Source organism: Psychrobacter sp. HII-4, from assembly GCF_904846595.1.
GTDB classification, from domain to species: domain Bacteria; phylum Pseudomonadota; class Gammaproteobacteria; order Pseudomonadales; family Moraxellaceae; genus Psychrobacter; species Psychrobacter celer.
Map to the genome: position 1 here is coordinate 1 of NZ_CAJHBJ010000031.1, position 19,020 is coordinate 19,020.

Genomic DNA, 19,020 nt, shown 5'->3' on the forward strand with positions numbered 1-19,020 from the left:
TGCTAAAATTGCCCCATACTGCGTTACAAATCTCGCTAAGGCATCTGCATTATCGTCGCTTTGTGCCTTGTCTGGAACAATTTTAGCGATCAGCAGTGCCTATTTGCGAATGTTCAACACGCCCTAAGATGGCCTATACAAGATAACTTGTACAAAACAATGAGCAGTTACTCAGCATAATCAAGCCACACCCAGCCGTTCTCCAGCCACTCCATTAAGTCATCGGGATCGATGTTTGCAACATCATCCGCCTGCAAAGCTTCACCATCTGCCAAGCGCTGCAATGTCTGTTTGGCAATAGTATCTAGACCATCTAGGCGTTGACCATTAGCGTACAGGATGAGTTCACCGGCATGTTTATGATAGAGCAGCCGATTGCTATAATCCGCTTGCAGCGCTGCGCCCTCTGATAAGGCCTGTATCAGCTCATCTGTGTCCAGCGTCTCCTCTGGTACCAGCGCGTCATATTGACGCTTGCTGACCACCTCAGATACTGCCTGACGAATGATATCGTCACCACGCTCAGACTGTAGCATGTGCAAGAGCTGCTCTTTGATCGCACTGATACTCTCTGATTGCAATGCGCCAGATGCCTGTAGTGCTTGCGGCAATAGCAGCGGAATAAACAAATCGCTATCGTTGGTGGCGATATCCGCTAAGCTATCGATAATTTGCATCAAATTTGGACGACGGCAGCCAAAAGAAAACGTCAGACAATCATCTTGCGCCACGCCGAAATGCGAGAGTTTGGGCGGCACATAAAGCACGTCACCCGCTTCTAATATCTCATCAAAGATGATGTCGCCCATATCATCAAACAGTCTTATCGGCTCATCTGCGACAAACTCCGTATTCTTATCACAGTATTTACCTAGCTGCCAACGGCGAGAGCCATAGCCTTGCGCCAAAAACACATCATAGTCATCATAGTGCTTGCCGACCGAGCCGCCTTTAGGCGCGTAAGAGACCATAATGTCATCACGCTGCCACTGCGGAATATAGTCAAACGCTTGCCACAATTGCCCAAGCTCAGGTGACCATTGCTCAAGGTTTTGCACAAGGACTGTCCACTGCGCTGGCAGGTTGTCAAAGTCGGTTTCGCTTAAGGGGCTTTTTTTGAGTTGCCACTGCGGCTCACCGACTGTCTTAGTTGCCGCTTGAGTGAGCAGGCGGGCAAAGGCCTCTTCTTCAAGCGCTAGGCCGAGCATATCTTCTGGCTCAAACATACCGATTAGTTGCGGCAGACCTTGCTTGATCAGCAATGGCTTTTTTTGCCAATACTCGTTTAAGAATTGCTCAGGGGTCATATTATCAGGTAAACAAAGGGGTATAGCGCTCATTGGTAAATCCATATAAAAATTAGGAAAAATTAATAGTCAGGATGACTTTATAGGAGAGTTTTAATCGTTTATGATGACTTTTCGATAGCTTAATACAAAGACTATCGGCTTATCTTAAAATTATAGGAAGTTTATGAAAAAGTTGCATTTCATCGTCATTATCGCCAGCGTATTTGTCCTACAAGCTTGTGTCCACAAAATTGTCACTGTACCTGCCAAAGTCGCCTATAAAACCACCAAAGGCGTAGTCAAAGGAACGGTCGCGGTCGGTAAAGCTATCATACCAGGCGATAGTGATGACGATGATGATAAAAAGGATAAAAAATAAAACCTTACTTATCACCTATGAGTTTTTAAGATCATCATAGCATGCAAAGTAAGGTTGTTTTTTATGGACTTAGGCGAATGTATAGCCAGTTTGAACAAATAGAGATGAGGCATTCGTGCCTTATCTCTATTGCTTTAAGGTATTCAATTCACCTTAGCAAACTTTATCATCTAACGCCATAAAACTATATCCTTCTAGGGCGTGAATATCAGGCATCAGTCGTTGTCACCTAAGATGGAACATGCCTTGATACCCAAACCCATTGAGATCATAATTAATCCATGAAAACGCTCAAGCTACGCATCAAAGACAAACATACTGCTCAGCTTAATATCTTGGCTGGGTCGGTTAATTTTGTCTGGAATTACGTCAATGAGCTTAGTTTTAAACATCTTAAGCGTACAGGCAAATTCTTTTCAGCTTATGACTTGGCCGCTTATACCAAAGGCAGTGGCGAGTATTTAAACTTGCACAGCCAAACCTTGCAAGCGATTGGTGAGGTTCACGCTAAATCCCGTAAACAGTTTAAAAAAGCCAAACTCAACTGGCGTACCAACAACCCAAAGGCCAAGAGAAGAAGCTTGGGCTGGATTCCCTTTAAAAAAACAGCCATTAAGCATATCAGTACGCGCCAAAGCGGTAAAAAGTCTTTAAAAAGCACCCTGCAATTTAGCCTCGCTAACCGCCAAAAGCTGATTATTGATGTATGGGACAGCTATAATCTCTCGCTCTATAGCATCAACACCTGTGAGCTGGTACAAGACAATCGTGGTCATTGGTATGCTTGTGTCACCGTCAAAGAATTTCCAAAAACCAACTGCGGTGATGGCCAAGTCGGTATTGATCTAGGCTGCAAGGATTCAGCGGTCAGTAGCGATGATGATCAGCTACAAATCAAAGTCACCCATCAATACGCCGAAAAACTGGCCATCGCCCAAAGAGCCAAGAATAAAAAACGGGTCCGTGCGATACATGCCAAGATTAAAAATACCCGCCAAGACTTAATCCATAAATTTACCAATAAATTGGTCAAAGCCAACAACTTAATCGTTGTTGGAAAGATTAAATCAACATCATTCACTTCATCCAAACTGGCCAAATCCGTCTATGACGCAGGTTGGTTTGAGATTAAGCGGCAACTGGATTACAAATGCGCGAACGCAGGTTGCCAGTATATCGAAGTCAATGAAGCGTACAGCACCCAAACCTGCTCGTGTTGCGGCTCCCGCCAAGACAGTCCGAAAGGTAGATCAGGTCTTGGTATAAGAGAGTGGTTTTGTCGTTCTTGTAAAACGACCCATAACAGAGATGTTAATGGAGCAAAAAACATTCTCGCGGTCGGGCTTGGCCGTCTTTAGTAGGAATCCCCTCCGTTTAGGGAGGGGAGGAAGTCAAAGCTTTGCTATCCAGTCTTTGATAGCGCGTGCTTGCTCAGCAGCATTACCCGTATAAGTAGCTGGCGTCAGCTCGCGCAGGCTTGCTTTGTCGCTATCTGAGACAGCAGCCAACTCATCGCTCTCTACAAAGGTGAGCATGGCTTCACGCGTCATGGCATTACCGCGAGTCAAGGCTTTGAGCTTCTCGTATGGGTTTTCGACACGGTAGCGGCGCATGACCGTTTGGATCGGCTCTGCCAAGACTTCTTGTGCCTGATCCAAGTCATCGTTTAAGCGCTGAGGATTGACCTCTAATTTGCCTACACCTTTTAGGCAAGCATCATAAGCAATCATACTTTGCGCCAGACCGACACCGATATTACGCAGTACTGTAGAATCTGACAAATCACGCTGCATACGCGAGATAGGCAGCTTTTCGCCTAAGTGCGCTAGCATGGCATTGGCCACGCCTAAGTTGCCTTCGGAGTTTTCGAAGTCAATCGGATTGACCTTGTGCGGCATGGTAGATGAACCGACTTCGCCGTCTTTTAGGCGCTGCTTAAAATAGCCTAAGCTAATATATTGCCAAATGTCACGGTTAAAATCGATTAATATAGTATTAAAGCGTTTGACCGCATCAAACAATTCAGCGATATAGTCATGCGGCTCGATCTGAGTGGTATAAGGGTTAAAAGTCAGCTCAAGGCGCTCAGTGATAAACTGCTCAGCATGGGTCTGCCAATCTACATCAGGATAGGCTGATAGGTGAGCGTTGTAATTGCCGACTGCGCCATTGATTTTACCGAGTAGCTCGACTTGTCCAACTTGCTTGATTTGACGAGCTAAGCGATAAGCGACATTGGCCATCTCTTTACCTAGCGTCGTTGGGCTAGCAGTTTGACCATGTGTACGTGACAGCATGGGCTGATCAGCGTGAGTAATCGCCAAGTCAACAATGCTATCGGTCACTTGCTGCATTTTAGCAACCACAAGCTCGCGGCTGTCTTTGAGCATAAGCGCATAAGACAAATTGTTAATATCTTCACTGGTACAAGCAAAATGGATGAACTCTAGGCTGTCCTCTAACTGCTGATTGCCGCGAAACTTATCTTTGATAAAGTACTCAACCGCTTTGACGTCGTGATTAGTCGTCGCCTCAATATCTTTAATCGCCTGCGCGTCACTTTCACTAAAATCATCAACGATACTATTCAAAAAGGCGTTGGTATCTGCATCAAACGGTGATAATTCACCGATGGCATCATTATCTGCTAAAGACTGTAACCAGCGGACCTCAACGGTGACACGCGCTTTAATAAGACCAAACTCAGAAAGATAAGGACGTAAGCTGTCAGCTTTTGAAGCATAACGGCCATCGATTGGGGAGAGAGCGGTAAGTGGGGTCATGGTATCGCCTTTGAGTGAACAGAAAGTGAATGACTGCTTACGACAGCAGTAAATTTTGGTGGCGCAATTATAGCAAAAACTGATGCAAAAAAGGAGTGTCAGCGATATTTCCCACGAATTAATAGTACGTCAAAGACAGATATCAACGTCAATAGATTTGGGAGAAATTGAATAGAGAGAGGAGTCAAAAACGATTGAGGATCATAATCCAAACGCGAACGGACGACATGACAAGCGGAGCAGTAACGGTTGCTACTGCCGCTTGTCAAAAATTAAACCCTATCTAAAAACCGCATGGCGCATCAATAGATTCAATCACACCGCCGCCCAAACAAACCTCATCGATATAAAACACCGCAGACTGACCCGGCGTCACTGCGCGCTGCGGCTCATCAAAGACCACGCGCACCTCGCTACCGTCAGTATTTGTCGCAAACACACGGCAGGCCTGATCTGGCTGGCGATAGCGTGTCTTTGCCATACAGCTTAAACCTTCGCTAGTAAAAACAGCTTTGGGTGCAGCACCATCGACCCAGTCGAGTTTGTACGCTTGCAGCTCATTACTCATCAGCATAGGATGCTCGTGACCTTGACCGACGATTAGACGGTTTTTGGCCAAATCTTTTGCCAGTACAAACCAAGGCTCCTCAGGGCGGTCTTTGACTCCGCCGATACCGATGCCGCCGCGCTGACCTAAAGTATAGTACATCAGCCCATCATGCGTACCGATGATATGGCCATCGTCGGTGACGATATCGCCTTTTTGCGCAGGTAAGTATTGCTGCAAAAAATCCTTAAAGCGGCGCTCACCGATAAAGCAAATACCGGTTGAGTCTTTTTTCTTCGCGGTCACTAAATCATGCTCTTCTGCGATGCGGCGTACTTCAGGTTTTTCTAACTCACCCACAGGGAACAAGGTCTGCGCGATTTTGTCACCGCCGACCGCATGCAAGAAGTAACTTTGGTCCTTGTTGTTATCAAGGCCGCGCAGTAGCTGGGCAACTTCTGTGCCATCAGCGTTGCTATAGTTGACACTGCGGCGCGTATAGTGACCGGTGGCGATATAATCAGCCCCAAGCGTCAGCGCATAGTCCAAAAACGCCTTAAATTTGATTTCTTTATTGCATAAAATATCAGGGTTAGGCGTGCGTCCGGCTTTATATTCAGCTAAAAAATGTTCGAACACGCGATCCCAGTATTCCATCGCAAAGTTGGCGGTGTGCAGCTTGATACCGATTTTGTCACAGACCGCTTGCGCGTCGGCAAGATCGTCCATGGCTGTGCAGTATTCGGTGCCGTCATCTTCTTCCCAGTTTTTCATAAACAGACCTTCAACGATAAAGCCTGCTTGCTGCAAAAGAACGGCAGATACCGAAGAGTCGACACCGCCTGACATACCAACGATGACCCGCTTCGTGTTTGGGCTATCGATGTCGGCTAAGTTTAGAGGGCGATGGTGAGTGATCGTAGTAGCTTGACTGGATAAATTTTGCGTGGCTGATGTAACTGGCATAACAGAGCGCTCAACAATTTGTGATAACATAGGCGCTATATTATAGCATTGAATTAAAAATCAATGCTTATCGAGCTAATTTCTAGTTTTAAAAATAGCTTAGATGCTTTCATAAAAGTTTCGCTTATGTTGAATAAAATTTTGGATAAACAATGATAAAAATTGGTCAAGGTATTGACGTTCATGCTTTTCATAACAATGGTGAACAGCAACAATATGTCATATTAGCTGGCGTGCCGATTGAGCACACCCATAGCTTGCTTGCGCACTCAGACGGTGATGTGGTGCTACACGCACTTGCTGACGCGCTACTGGGCGCATTGGCGCTCGGCGATATCGGGCAGCACTTCCCTGATACTGATGCCGCGCATGCTGGCCTTGATTCAAGAGTGCTGCTACGTTATGTCTATAGCAAAATAGTCGATGCAGGATACAAAGTGGGCAATGTCGATATCACCGTGATGTGTGAGCGCCCTAAGCTTGCTCCCCATAATCAAGCGATGCATGACAATATTGCCAGCGATTTGCAAACTGATGTCAGTAACATCAGTGTCAAAGCCACGACTACTGAAAAGCTAGGATTCGCCGGTCGTCAAGAGGGCATTATGGCAAGTGCTGTCGTCCTTTTATTGGCTGATAAGTCCTAATCGTTAGGGGCTTTTATAGTGACCTTTAATAAGCCATTGTTAAGGATTTAGAATAAGTCTTCAAAATGGCTTGCAATAAAGTTATCTCTACCCCATGTAGCACATAACGCTAAGCAATATTTTTAATAACCCTGCTATTTTAATCACCCTACTAATACGATAGGAGCTTTTATGAGTGAGCAAACCCCAAACACCGCTGCAAACGATGTCGAACAATTGATTCGTGATCAGATCCGTGACAACAAAGTCCTTATCTATATGAAAGGTACGCCACAATTTCCGCAGTGCGGCTTTTCTGCACGCTCGATCGAGGTCTTGACGCAAATCGGCCGTCCATTTGCCTTTGTGAATATTTTAGAAAACCCTGAGATTCGTGCGACCTTGCCTAAGATTGCCAACTGGCCTACGTTTCCGCAGTTATGGATCAATGGCGAGCTGATGGGCGGCTCAGATATTATTTTAGAGATGTATCAATCAGGTGAGCTTAAGCCATTGGTTGAAGCCAACAGCCCTGCAGCGTAATATCTGTATGAAGATGTGGCCGCTAAGGTCTCTGTAACGGCGCAACATCTGTCCAAGACCCGAGTCTGCCTACGCACGGCTCGGGTTTTTTGTGGGCGTGATGCGGCACTTTGCATTGTTTTTAGCGGTTTTGGCCCCATATAGGGCTTAGGATAAACGCCATTTTAATAATAAGAGATACTTATGAATCATCCTGAAAAAAGCACCGCCCCGCAAAATGAGCAAGCCGCTATTGAAAAGCGCCGCGAGCATTTAAAAGCTGAGTCGCAGCGTCTGATGGATATGGCGAATAATGAGCCACACTCGGCACTTAAGTGTATCCATCAGCTCAGTGTGGCAGGCGGTGCCACTGAAGCGACTTATATCGCTATTGAGCAGCGTATCGTGGCCGATCAAGACGCAGCAGGTGCTTATCACTTGGCCTTGTTGGCACAAAACACGCCTGATTTGCCCATCGATGCGCGCCAGCTGATTGAGCTAGTCGTCAATAAAGGCGACAATACGCAGCGTTTGGCCTTACTCAAAAATCTGCCGTTACCGCCTGTCGATCATATTAAAGAGACTATCTTGGCCAGCAACGATGGTGAGGCGATTGGACAAATGAACGCGTATTTGCAAATCAATCCAGAAGGCTATGGCAGTCGCCATATGCTTGGCAGTAGTCGAAAAGATCGTATCGTGCCACTAAGCCCTGGCAATAGCATAGAGTAATGGCATTTATACGGCTTTATGAGTAAGTAAGCGGTAATTATTTACTTTGGCTTCCTCAGTTATTTGCTATAAATAGTTTTTGTTTGAGCATTTTTTACACATCAAAAAATTGTTATAATAGTGGGTCATCTACTCCCTGATCAGCGGCTTATCTGAGCCGTTGTCTCTTTTTATTTTTTCTTCGATTTTAATTCGACTGACGTTTGTGGGCTGGGCGTTTGCTACGTGACAAAAAAGTAGTGAGCGAGGGCCGCGTTATGAGTCAAGTGAGGCATACATGCAATACCCAAAACATTACGACGTGATAGTGATCGGTGGTGGTCATGCTGGCACAGAAGCTGCGCTGGCAGCCGCACGTATGGGCGCGCAGACCTTGCTACTCACTCATAATATTGAGACGCTCGGACAAATGAGCTGTAACCCCGCGATTGGCGGTATTGGCAAGTCGCACCTAGTACGTGAGATAGATGCGTTAGGTGGTGCGATGGCATTGGCAACCGACAAGGCGGGTATTCAGTTTCGGGTGTTAAATAGCCGTAAGGGTGCTGCTGTACGTGCCACGCGCGCACAAGCGGATCGTATTCTTTATAAAGCCGCCATTCGTCATACGCTTGAGAACCAGCCCAATCTTGATTTATTTCAACAAGCGGCCGATGATATCTTAGTAGAAAATGGCCGTGCGACAGCGGTGGTTACCTCGACAGGTATTGTTTTCAAGACAGAAACAGTCGTTCTGACGTCAGGGACGTTTTTGGGCGGTGTCATTCATATCGGACTTGAAAACGCAAAAGGTGGCCGCGCAGGAGACCAGCCTTCTATCAAGCTGGCTGACCGCTTGCGTGAGCTCAAACTGCCAGTCGGCCGCTTAAAGACAGGCACACCTGCGCGTATCGATGCGCGTACGGTGGATTTTAGCGTTATGACGGTACAGCCGGGTGATACACCGCTACCCGTAATGAGCTATATGGGTGAGGTCTCTATGCATCCTGAGCAAGTCAATTGCTATATCACCCACACAAATGCGCGTACCCATGACATCATCCGCGAAAACCTTGATCGCTCGCCGATGTTTTCTGGCAAAATCGAAGGCGTAGGCCCGCGTTATTGCCCGTCTATCGAAGACAAAATTCATCGTTTTGCGGATAAAGACAGTCATCAAATCTTCATCGAGCCTGAAGGCCTGACCACACATGAGTTGTATCCAAATGGTATCTCAACCAGCTTGCCATTTGATGTGCAGTTAGAGTTTATTCATAGTATGAAAGGGCTTGAGAATGCACACATCACCCGTCCAGGGTATGCCATCGAATACGACTACTTCAATCCACAAAGCCTAAAGCCCACGCTTGAGACCAAATCCATTGATCGCTTGTACTTTGCAGGGCAAATCAACGGTACCACAGGTTATGAAGAAGCGGGCGTGCAGGGGCTGCTGGCTGGTACTAACGCGGCACTCGTCACCACCAATAATAGTGAGTTTGAGACGTGGACACCGCGCCGTGATGAGGCGTATCTGGGCGTACTTGTCGACGATCTCATCACCCACGGTACCAAAGAGCCGTATCGTATGTTTACCAGCCGTGCTGAATATCGTTTGCTCTTGCGTGAGGACAACGCCGATCAGCGCTTGACCGAGACGGGCCGCAAGCTCGGTTTGGTTGATGACGCTCGCTGGCAAGCATATCAAGACAAAATGGATGCCATCGCCACCGAATCTGCTCGTCTAAAAGACATGTGGGCCACGCCTGCCAATGCCCTTGGAAAAAAACTTACTGAGCAAACCGGTGAGGTTTTATCCAAAGAAGCCACGGCGTTTGACTTACTAAAACGTCCGCAGATTCACTTTGCGGATATTGCTGCGATGACTGACTCGCAAGTCGATGAGCAAGTAGGCGAGCAGATAGAAATCTCGGTCAAATACGCCGGCTATATTGACCGTCAATCCGAAGAGATTGAGCAAATGAAGCGTTTGGAGAGTACGGCATTACCGATGGATTTTGATTATAGTGTGGTCTCAGGCTTATCAAATGAGATCGTACAAAAGCTATCGCAAGTACGGCCTGCGACGCTGGGTCAAGCTGGTCGCATCAGCGGTGTGACGCCGGCGGCGGTTCAGCTGCTGGCTATGACGGTCAAAAAACAAAAAAAAGCACAGGCGACGCTTAGCGTTTGATGATGACACAGATTTGTCATTCAATATAAGACGGCAAGAGGCTCGCCCTAACACCCATAATGATTTGTCATTATGGGTTTTTTGTTACTAAGGGCTTGGCGGTTTTTGGCGACAGCAAAAATAGCAGGTAGAATACTGTATCGGCAATGAAGCCAATTAATGACAAAAAGGAGTGCGATTATGCTTTACAATACCTTATCAGAGCTGCCAGCGGCAGTAAAAGATCATCTACCCAAACACGGACAAGAGATATTTCTTGCGGCATTTAATAGTGCAAGTTTTATGTAGGATTGACTACAGCTGCATTGCGATAGACCAAATGTCAGCCGATTTTATGCTAGATTAGGCGTTTATCTGATTTTCTAGTCACCTTATTACCTGATATAGAGGCATGGCGGCAAGCGTACTGCTGTGCGTCTATGGTGTTTTTTGAGTTTTTTTATGATAGAAGCCATCATTTTTGCGATTACCATTGTCTTACCTAACTTAGCGCTGATGGGGTTGGGGTTTTTTATGCAAAGGCGCGGTGAGGCCAGTCAGGTTTTTATCGATCAGGCCTCAAGCTTTGTGTTTAATTACTGCTTGCCGTGTTTGCTTTTTTTTAGTGTGGTCGACAGTGAAGTGGACTATGCTAAGCAAATCACGCTGATCGGGGCAGGTATTGTCGTGACCTTTATTTTGTTTGTCGGTGCAGAGCTCTATGCCAAGCGTTTTGTCAGTCGGCCCATCGATCAAGGGGTTTTTGTCCAAGGCGTCTTTCGTAGCAATATGGCAATCATTGGCTTAGCGACTGTGGCAAACGCCTATGGTGAGCGCGGCTTGAGTATCGGCGCTGTTTATATGGGTGTGGTGACTATATTGTTTAATATTTTAGCGGTCATCACTTTGAGCCGTGTCTCCAAAAGTGTGGATGACACATTGATTAGCCGCAGCACGATGATCCTCAAAAAAGTTTTTACCAACCCACTTATTTTGGCATTGCTATCAGCATTCGCTTATAAGGCATTGCCATTGCCACCGCTTACAGGCGTCATTCATACAACGGGTGATCTATTAGCAGCGGTTGCATTGCCGCTAGCACTGATTTGCGCTGGTGCTAGTATTGATTTGAAATCGATGCTGCATCCATCGGGCTTGTCCATGCAGGCAAGTATTGGCCGTATTGTGATAGCGCCTATCGTTGCTATCGCCGTTGGACTGAGCTTTGGGCTGTCAGGGGTGCATATGGGCGTGTTATTCTTGATGGTGGCGTCACCAACCGCCGCCGCCAGCTACGTGATGGCAAAAGCGATGGGGGGTAATGACATATTGGCGGCCAATATTTTGGCCTTTACGACAGTGGTGGGGATGTTTGGTATGGCGATTGGGGCGGCCGCCTTACGTGCGCTTGGTCTGATGTAGCTTATATAGTCAGTGCTTTGTTGGACATAGCGTCAACTGGTCGTTGTAATACTAAAAACCCCCTTTTTTCTATTTTGAAAAAAGGGGGGTAATGTCAATTTATATTGTCTCGGTTACGCTTTTCTTCTCGGCGCTGCTTACGCTTAGGGCTGGTGCGATACGTCAGATAACCGCCAACGACCATCACGGCAATAAATGCTGCAATGTACAAAAATATCGATGAACCAATAAAAGCAGAGGGTTCCATAAGTATGATCTCATAGTGGTTTATCAATAATTATGCAAGAGTCCCATCTTATTGTAAAGTAAACAAATTTAGCTCAGGTGTAAGTTCAAGTGAACGCAAACGCGCTGCTTGATCATAGATGTTGGCCGTGACGATTAGCTCATCTGGCTGATATCTTGCCAAAAATGCCGTCAGCTTTGGCTTGACTGTCTCGACAGAACCAATAAATGAGACGGAAAGTGCATTATCTACCATCATTTTTTCAGCTTGGCTCCAGATACTATCCATATCATGAGTAGGCTTTGGCATCTGACCTGTCTCCCCGCGGCGCAAACGTACAAAGCTCTGCTGTGCTGAGGTAAAGTGATATTCGGCAGTTTCGTCATCATCAGCGAGTAATAGATTTGCCGCCAGCATGACATAAGGCTTATCTAAATAGGCAGACGGCTTGAACTGCTCACGGTAAGTATCAATGGCTTGTCCGAGCATTTGCGGAGCAAAATGAGAGGCAAACACATACGGTAACCCTAAGTGCGCCGCTAAGGTTGCGCCAAATAAAGATGAACCTAATATCCAAATAGGAATGCCTGATTTGGCACCGGGGAATGCCTGTACTGGACTGCCATCTGTATCATTGCCCAAAAAGTACATCAGCTCTTGGACGTCTTGCGGGAAGCGCTCAGCATCTTTCATCTTACGGCGCAGCGCCTGAAAAGTCGCGCCATCAGTACCCGGCGCTCGGCCCAAGCCTAAATCAACGCGGTCTCCGTACAATGCCTGCAATGTGCCAAATTGCTCAGCGATAACGAGCGGTGCATGATTTGGTAGCATCACGCCGCCTGCACCAATACGGATACGCTTGGTTTGGCTACCGATATGTGACAGTAGGACTGAGGTCGCTGCACTAGCGATACCTGGCATATTATGATGCTCTGCCATCCAGTAACGGTTTAAGCCAGACTTCTCTGCTTGCTGCGCGGTTTGTACCGTTTGGGCGATGCCTTCAGCGATGGTATGGCCTTCAGGTACTGGTGCGAGATCCAAAAACGATAAAGGAATTTTGTTATTCATAAATTATCCAGTAGAGTGATTAATTATTTTCTCTTGATATGCTTGTTATTGATATCGATTTCAAGCCGTATGACCAAGCAGTAATAATTCATAACAAAGCGCCATTAGTGGGTAGTAGGTATAGCTAGCAAAAGATAAGGCTGCTGATAAGCTTGCTATCAAAAATATCTATATCAAAAGTATTTGTATAACAAAACCAGTCGCACATAAAAAAAGAAGGCAACCTAAGTTACCTGCTTTTTTGAAATGACATTATGTAAATGGTAAGTTATTCAAATCACTTATTTGGCTTGATCGCCAAGCTTATAAGCCACAACATAATCACCAATCTTCGTACCTACTGAACCATGTCCACCAGCTACCAATACCACCATCTGCTCACCTTTAGAGTTCAAGTAGGTCATAGGTGTAGCCTGACCACCTGCTGGAATACGAACATTCCATAGGACATCGCCATTCTTTAGATCATAAGCTCGGAAGTTGTTTTCTGTTGCTGCTGACAAGAATGCCACGCCACCTTTAGTGATGATAGGTCCACCAATACCAGGAACCCCCAATTCAAACTTGATTGGAATAGGAGATAAGTCCTGTACAGTACCGTTTTTGCGCTGATACGCAATCTCGCCTGTGGCCAGATCAGCACCTGCGATCGTACCCCATGGTGGCTGCTGACAAGGTACACCAAGTGGTGATAAGAATGGTCCCATCTCTACCGCATAGTCTGCGCCTTCATTGGCATTCACACCTTGTTCACCTTTATTGGTCTCAACATCGCCAAGTGTGTCTTTAGGGATGAGTTTTGAGGTAAAGGCAAGGTAAGTTGGCATGCCGAACATCACGCCATTTTCAGGATCAACAGCGAGTCCGCCCCAGTTAAAGGTACCAAAGTTACCAGGATAGACTAACGTACCGTTGGTTGATGGTGGCGTGTAGCGGCCGTCGTAGTTGAGTTTGTTGAACTCAATACGGCACATCATCTGATCGATGAGACTTGCGCCCCACATATCTTTTTCAGTCAGTTTCTCAGGCGCAAAGCTCAAGCCAGAGTAAGGCTGTGTAGGCGATGCATGTTCACCAGCAATGAGATAGCCTTGCGGTGCATCACGTTCTTTGATAGGTACAATAGGCTCGCCTGTGGCACGGTTCAAGACGTAGACATCGCCTTGTTTAGTCGGTACCACCAATGCAGGCTGGACACCATCAGCGGTATTTAAGTCAAGCAATGTTGGCTGCGCAGGCGTATCCATATCCCAGAGATCATGATGGACAAACTGCTGTACCCAGCGCGCTTCACCAGTTTTCAGATCTAGTGCGACCACAGAGGTTGCATACTTTTCTTCAGCAGCATTACGATAGCTACCGAGCTGATCGGGCGTGCGATTGCCCATTGGGAAGTAGGCCAAGCCAAGCTCTTCATCAGCACTGGCAGTCGACCATGAGTTTGGCGAGCTGGTGCGATAGACTTGAGTTGGATCATTGACATCAAAAGGGGCTGTGTTGTCAGGATCGCCTGAATCCCAGTTCCACATAAGCTCGCCAGTATTCACGTCATAAGCACGGATCACACCAGAGGGTGAGTTTACATCGTAGTTGTCGTTAACAGCACCAGCGACAATAATAACGCCACCTGCAACCACTGGGGCAGATGTTGAGTAATAGTAGCCTGCTTGCTGGAACGGCATATTGTGCATCAAATCTAATGCACCATCTTCACCAAAGTCTTGACAGCGTTGTCCTGTTTTTGGATCGAGGGCATATAGCTTGGCATCAGAAGTTGGGATAAAGATCTTGGCATCGCATTGCTTGGAAGGATTTTCAAAGGTATTTCCAGCAATTTTTTGCACCAATGTATCGCCAGTCGCAGCCGGTTTATTAGCCGCTACTACGTTATTATCAGTGGTGTCACTGACGGCGCTATTGCTAGCTGTCTCGGTATTAGCATTAGCTGCTGGCGTAGTGCTGTTTGTACCAGCTTGACCAGCGTAATAAGAGACACCGCGGCAAGTTTGATGCTGACGTTGGAGGTTTTCGCCAACCTTAGGATCGAACTTCCATAGAGTCTCACCAGAGTCGGCATCTAATGCTAGCACCCAGTTATGCGGCGTACACATATAAAGAGCGTTGCCGATCTTTAGTGGGGTTGCTTGATAAGTGGTTTCACCAACGTCATTAGGACCTTTGATATCGCCTGTTTGGATTTGCCAAGCGAGTTCTAAATCTTTGACATTCTCTGTGTTGATTTGAGCCAGAGGAGAATAGCGTTGGCCATAGTCAGTACGACCATACGCGCTCCATTCGCCATCTGGTGTTTGCTCACCAGTGGATAATGGGTCGCCAAGGTTGGTAGAAGTGGCATTTTGATCGCCGTCATCTTTGGCAGTTAAATCGAGCTCGCCCAATTTATCTGTAGCGTTGTTTGCTAAGCTACCAAAAGAGAGTAGCGCACCGACCACCACACTAGCGAGCAAGCCCCAATAATAAAGAGGACTTTTCTTAACGTTGTTTGTGGTTGTTACTTGAGCGTGTTTCCCGTGCATCTTCTTAGAGACCCACGGTAAAAGCATTAATAAACCAAATATTAGTGGGAAACCCAAGCGAGTTGCCAGCGCCCACCAGTAAAATCCAGATTCCCACAGTGCCCAAACCATCGTTATGACGATGAAAAGAGCGTAGAGGCCGTAAGCACTCCAATGTTTTTTGAACAACAAAAAAGCGGTCGCAAGCATCGCTGCGCCAGCAAAAAGATAGTAAGGACTACCGCCTAAAGAGAGCAGATAAGCGCCGCCAATAAGCAAAGGGGCGGCAAAAACTGCCATAATGATCGCTACGAGTTTTTCCATGAGCGGTATCACCTGTTACATAGAAGCAAATAGACATGCAGTGGTCGACACTCAGTACAAATCGATGTCTAGGTGTCCAGCAATACATGCAGAAATAAAAAAAGAAATCAAACGTTGAATAACGTTTGAGACTGTATTTTATCACTTATGCATAAGCTCGGTAAAGGTGGCGTAAGGTAGGACAGGCGCTCTAGCCGCTTTGTTTAGTTGTCAAATTGTTTCTGACACAGCTCCATAAAGGCACGACCGTATTGGCGAATCTCAGCATCATCGCGTACTGCCATCCAACTGGTAAACCGTCCAAAATGATCGACGGGGATGGCGGTTAGGTTTTGATAGTGACTGGGCTCAAACGCCATCTCGGCGATGATCCCAATGCCCAGCCCTAGATCCACGTAAGTGCTAATCACGTCGGCATCGAGCGCGGCCAAAACGATATCAGGCTCAAGACCAGCATTGTTAAAGGTCTTGTCGATAGCGCCGCGACCGGTAAAGCCGCCATGGTAAGTCACAATCGGATAGCTGGCCAGCGTCGGCAGATCAATGGACTCTAAGCCTGCAAGCTCATGATCGCTTGGTACGATGACGCGGTGTGTCCAGTCATAATAACGATAACAGCGTAGGTAGTTATTATGGAGCAATGACTCCGTTGCAATACCAATATCGGCCTGCCCACGAATGACCATCTGCGCGATGGTCTCAGGATCCGCTTGCTGCAAGATCAAGTTGACTTTTGGAAATCGCTCTTTGAACTCTTTGACCACTTTTGGCAGTACGTATCTGGCTTGCGTGTGCGTGGTGGCAATTGTCAAAGTACCGATATTTGGATTATTAAAATCCAGACTTAGGTTTTCGATGGTGCGGATTTCAGCAAAGATAGACTCAATATGCGGCATCAGCGCCGTACCCATAGCCGTCAGTCCAGTCAGCCGTTTGCCTTGACGGATAAACACGTCGGTCTTGAGCTGGTTTTCGAGCGCGGCAATATGTTTGGATAAGCTCGATTGACTGGTGTGTAGTACGGTCGCAGCCTGGCTTAAGTTATAGCCATTAATCACCGTGTGCCACACCGTTTCCAACTGTTTAAGCTGAATTTGTAGATGTCGCTGATTGACCACTACGTCGATTGCCATAACTAAATCCTATTGTATAAATACACAGACCCTGCCTGTATATAAAAATGAAAACGTACGAATACGGCCTAGTGTAAAACAAAGTTATTATTCTTGTATATAATAAATAGCTATCAAATTATGATAATTATGAATATATGCTGTAAACATAGGTTGTGAATATATAAATTTTCGTCACATTGTTAGCTGTCATACCGTATTTGCGATAAAGAACTGTTTAGAGAAGCAAGATACGGCGTTGAATAAGAAATATGATTAACAATAAAGTAAGGTAGAAGCGGTAAAGGGATACAGTGATTGATAAAGGGACAACATAAAGCCTCAATATTCGATTTACTTGCCAGCTCGTACAAAAATATCTAGTCAAGGTCAGCGTTCTCAAGTACCATAATTCAATTTTGTTATTACGACTATCGTCATACAAGCCCAATGCGCGTGTGGTGCTGTATGATGGTGTGTTATCTGTCCTAAGTGCTGGTGAGTTATTATGTCTGCTGTCAAATCTGTGCCACCCAATCAACCGAGTGCAAAAAAATCATGGGGCGAGGCCACCAAGGCTTATTTGGACTCGCGTGTCATTGTGATGCTGTTTTTGGGGTTTTCAGCCGGTATTCCTATCTTACTGATATTTTCTAGTCTGTCGTTATGGCTAAGAGAAGCGGGCATAGATCGCAGCGTGGTGACGATGTTTAGCTGGGCGGCACTTGGTTACTCGTTTAAGTTTATTTGGGCGCCTTTAATTGATGCGCTGCCGGTGCCTTTTTTGACCAAGTGGCTGGGACGGCGTCGCAGCTGGATGGTGGTGTCGCAGCTGCTTATCGTATTGGCAATCTTTTTGATGGCGACCGTCAATCCTGTCAGTGAAGATGTGCTGATTTATATGGCAGGTGCGGCGGTGTTGCTGGGTTTTTCGTCAGCCACCCAAGATATCGTCATTGATGCCTACCGTATTGAGCTGGCACCACCGTCTATGCAGTCGATTTTGTCTTCTATTTATGTGTCAGGCTACCGTATCGGTATGATTGTCGCTGGGGCAGGTGCGCTGTACTTGGCGGACTATTTTGGCTCGACGGAGGCTTTTTATAGTTATGAAGCATGGCGCAATACCTATTATATTATGGCAGGGGTAATGACATTAGGTATCTTGACGACGTTTGCCAGCTATGAGCCGACCGCTGAGATATTGCAAAGCAACAAACAACATCGCAATTTAAAGGTTTTTTTGATTTATTCAGCGTTGCTGCTCATTCCAGGGCTGTTGTTTGGTGTGGTTTATTTACTCAATATGCTGATTAACTTGGCGCTCGATACTCCTGTGGCATTGATACCGCAGGTCGCTCTGCCCAGTATCAAGTTTTACTTTTTGGCATTGGTTGCTTGCGCGCCTTTGCTGTTGCTGTACTTTATTATCAATCAGCCAAAAATCATCAATAAAGCACCGCTGGTGGCCGAGACGCGTGAAGACTATGTCAGACTAGTATTATTGTTTGTCTTTGCTGTCGTGGCATTTATCGCCGCCTATGTATTGATAGGGCAGCTCTTGCCGGCGTTTGACGGGGTGTTTGTCAGCTTTGTTAGTGAGACGCTGCATTTATTGATGAGCTTGGCGGTCGCTTTAGTAGCAGGCTTTGCGCTGGTGCAGGCGGGGCTAGTCAACAAACAAATTGCCATGGCGACATGGATTGAGCCGATTGTTGATTTTTTTAGACGCTATGGTATGAAAGCGCTTTTGCTACTGGCGTTGATCGGCTTATATCGTATCTCTGATATCGTCGCTGGGGTCATATCTAATGTGTTTTACCAAGACATGGGCTTTAGCAAAACCGACATCGCCAATGCAGTAAAACTGGTTGGGGTGATTATGGCCATCGCTGGTGGCTTTTTGGGTGGACTGTTAGCGCAGCGATTTCGTATCATGCATGCCATGATGATTGGTGCCATCTTGGCATGTGCGACCAATTTATTGTTTGTGGTTTTGACGTATAATCCAGGCAGCCTGCCTATCATGTATATGGCGGTGATATTTGATAATTTGGCGGCAGGGCTGGCCAGTGCTGTGTTTATCGCTTTTTTGTCTGCTTTGACGTCCATACGTTTTACGGCTGTGCAGTATGCGATTTTTTCCTCATTGATGACCTTGATTCCTAAGGTGATGGGCGGCTATTCTGGCTCTATCGTCGATAGCATGGGTTATCCGTTTTTCTTTATTTTTACCTTTGCCATCGGTATTCCAATTTTGGCGCTGATTTATTTTGTCGATAAACACATCGTCATCGGTGATAATGATGATATTTATGATAATGACGATGATAACCCATAACCCATAACCCTT

Annotated in this window: 16 protein-coding genes; 9 read left to right on the forward strand and 7 right to left on the reverse strand. The window is 46.3% G+C overall.

Features of this window, described 5'->3' with window-relative positions; translation table 11 throughout:
* Positions 1–167: 167 nt before the first annotated feature.
* A complete protein-coding gene (locus JMX98_RS11355) occupies positions 168–1,340 on the reverse strand; it encodes a cupin domain-containing protein (RefSeq protein WP_201586719.1) in 1,173 nt (390 codons plus the stop codon).
* A gap of 133 nt (positions 1,341–1,473) precedes the next feature.
* On the opposite strand from JMX98_RS11355, the gene JMX98_RS11360 reads away from it, so the two are divergent.
* Positions 1,474–1,668: an NF038104 family lipoprotein gene (locus tag JMX98_RS11360; protein WP_100749484.1), complete on the forward strand. Its 195-nt coding sequence runs from the start codon at positions 1,474–1,476 to the stop codon at positions 1,666–1,668.
* A 281-nt stretch (positions 1,669–1,949) separates the two neighbouring features.
* Positions 1,950–3,026 carry an RNA-guided endonuclease InsQ/TnpB family protein gene (locus JMX98_RS11365; RefSeq protein WP_201586720.1) on the forward strand — a complete coding sequence of 359 codons (1,077 nt, stop codon included), beginning with the start codon at positions 1,950–1,952 and terminating at the stop codon, positions 3,024–3,026.
* A gap of 33 nt (positions 3,027–3,059) precedes the next feature.
* Here JMX98_RS11365 and purB read toward each other — a convergent pair whose 3' ends face one another.
* Both purB and mnmA read right to left on the reverse strand, forming a co-directional pair.
* Positions 3,060–4,451, reverse strand: coding sequence for an adenylosuccinate lyase (gene purB, locus JMX98_RS11370; protein WP_201586721.1), 1,392 nt, complete (start codon positions 4,449–4,451; stop codon positions 3,060–3,062).
* A 283-nt stretch (positions 4,452–4,734) separates the two neighbouring features.
* Complete coding sequence (mnmA, locus tag JMX98_RS11375; RefSeq protein ID WP_227680153.1) at positions 4,735–5,964, reverse strand: tRNA 2-thiouridine(34) synthase MnmA; 1,230 nt, start codon at positions 5,962–5,964, stop codon at positions 4,735–4,737.
* Positions 5,965–6,116: 152 nt separating this feature from the next.
* Here mnmA and ispF point away from each other — a divergent pair, with 152 nt between their 5' ends.
* The 6 genes from ispF to JMX98_RS11405 all read left to right on the forward strand — a co-directional run bounded on the left by ispF (position 6,117) and on the right by JMX98_RS11405 (position 11,418).
* Positions 6,117–6,611, forward strand: coding sequence for a 2-C-methyl-D-erythritol 2,4-cyclodiphosphate synthase (gene ispF, locus JMX98_RS11380; protein ID WP_201586722.1), 495 nt, complete (start codon positions 6,117–6,119; stop codon positions 6,609–6,611).
* A 171-nt stretch (positions 6,612–6,782) separates the two neighbouring features.
* Positions 6,783–7,133 carry a Grx4 family monothiol glutaredoxin gene (gene grxD, locus JMX98_RS11385; RefSeq protein WP_075102413.1) on the forward strand — a complete coding sequence of 117 codons (351 nt, stop codon included), beginning with the start codon at positions 6,783–6,785 and terminating at the stop codon, positions 7,131–7,133.
* A 183-nt stretch (positions 7,134–7,316) separates the two neighbouring features.
* Positions 7,317–7,844 (forward strand): hypothetical protein, encoded by a 528-nt coding sequence (locus tag JMX98_RS11390; protein ID WP_201586723.1) that lies wholly within the window; start codon positions 7,317–7,319, stop codon positions 7,842–7,844.
* 277 nt (positions 7,845–8,121) lie between these two features.
* Positions 8,122–10,017: a tRNA uridine-5-carboxymethylaminomethyl(34) synthesis enzyme MnmG gene (gene mnmG, locus JMX98_RS11395; RefSeq protein ID WP_201586725.1), complete on the forward strand. Its 1,896-nt coding sequence runs from the start codon at positions 8,122–8,124 to the stop codon at positions 10,015–10,017.
* A 180-nt stretch (positions 10,018–10,197) separates the two neighbouring features.
* Positions 10,198–10,305: a ChaB family protein gene (locus tag JMX98_RS11400; RefSeq protein WP_201586727.1), complete on the forward strand. Its 108-nt coding sequence runs from the start codon at positions 10,198–10,200 to the stop codon at positions 10,303–10,305.
* A gap of 153 nt (positions 10,306–10,458) precedes the next feature.
* Entirely contained in the window at positions 10,459–11,418 is a 960-nt protein-coding gene (locus JMX98_RS11405; protein ID WP_201586729.1) for an AEC family transporter, read from the forward strand.
* A gap of 94 nt (positions 11,419–11,512) precedes the next feature.
* On the opposite strand, the gene JMX98_RS11410 is transcribed toward JMX98_RS11405, so the two are convergent.
* The 4 genes from JMX98_RS11410 to JMX98_RS11425 form a co-directional block, all read right to left on the reverse strand.
* Positions 11,513–11,665 carry a hypothetical protein gene (locus JMX98_RS11410; RefSeq protein WP_158676725.1) on the reverse strand — a complete coding sequence of 51 codons (153 nt, stop codon included), beginning with the start codon at positions 11,663–11,665 and terminating at the stop codon, positions 11,513–11,515.
* Between the two features lie 48 nt (positions 11,666–11,713).
* A complete protein-coding gene (locus JMX98_RS11415; RefSeq protein WP_201586731.1) occupies positions 11,714–12,715 on the reverse strand; it encodes an LLM class flavin-dependent oxidoreductase in 1,002 nt (333 codons plus the stop codon).
* A 281-nt stretch (positions 12,716–12,996) separates the two neighbouring features.
* The gene (locus JMX98_RS11420; RefSeq protein ID WP_201586732.1) at positions 12,997–15,555 is read right to left on the reverse strand and encodes a membrane-bound PQQ-dependent dehydrogenase, glucose/quinate/shikimate family; all 2,559 of its coding nucleotides are present in this window, start codon (positions 15,553–15,555) and stop codon (positions 12,997–12,999) included.
* A gap of 203 nt (positions 15,556–15,758) precedes the next feature.
* Positions 15,759–16,688, reverse strand: a complete 930-nt coding sequence (locus JMX98_RS11425) for a LysR substrate-binding domain-containing protein (protein WP_201586733.1) — start codon at positions 16,686–16,688, stop codon at positions 15,759–15,761.
* A gap of 487 nt (positions 16,689–17,175) precedes the next feature.
* Between JMX98_RS11425 and JMX98_RS11430 the strand changes: the two genes are divergently transcribed.
* Complete coding sequence (locus JMX98_RS11430) at positions 17,176–19,008, forward strand: AmpG family muropeptide MFS transporter (protein ID WP_201586734.1); 1,833 nt, start codon at positions 17,176–17,178, stop codon at positions 19,006–19,008.
* The last annotated feature ends 12 nt before the right edge of the window (positions 19,009–19,020 follow it).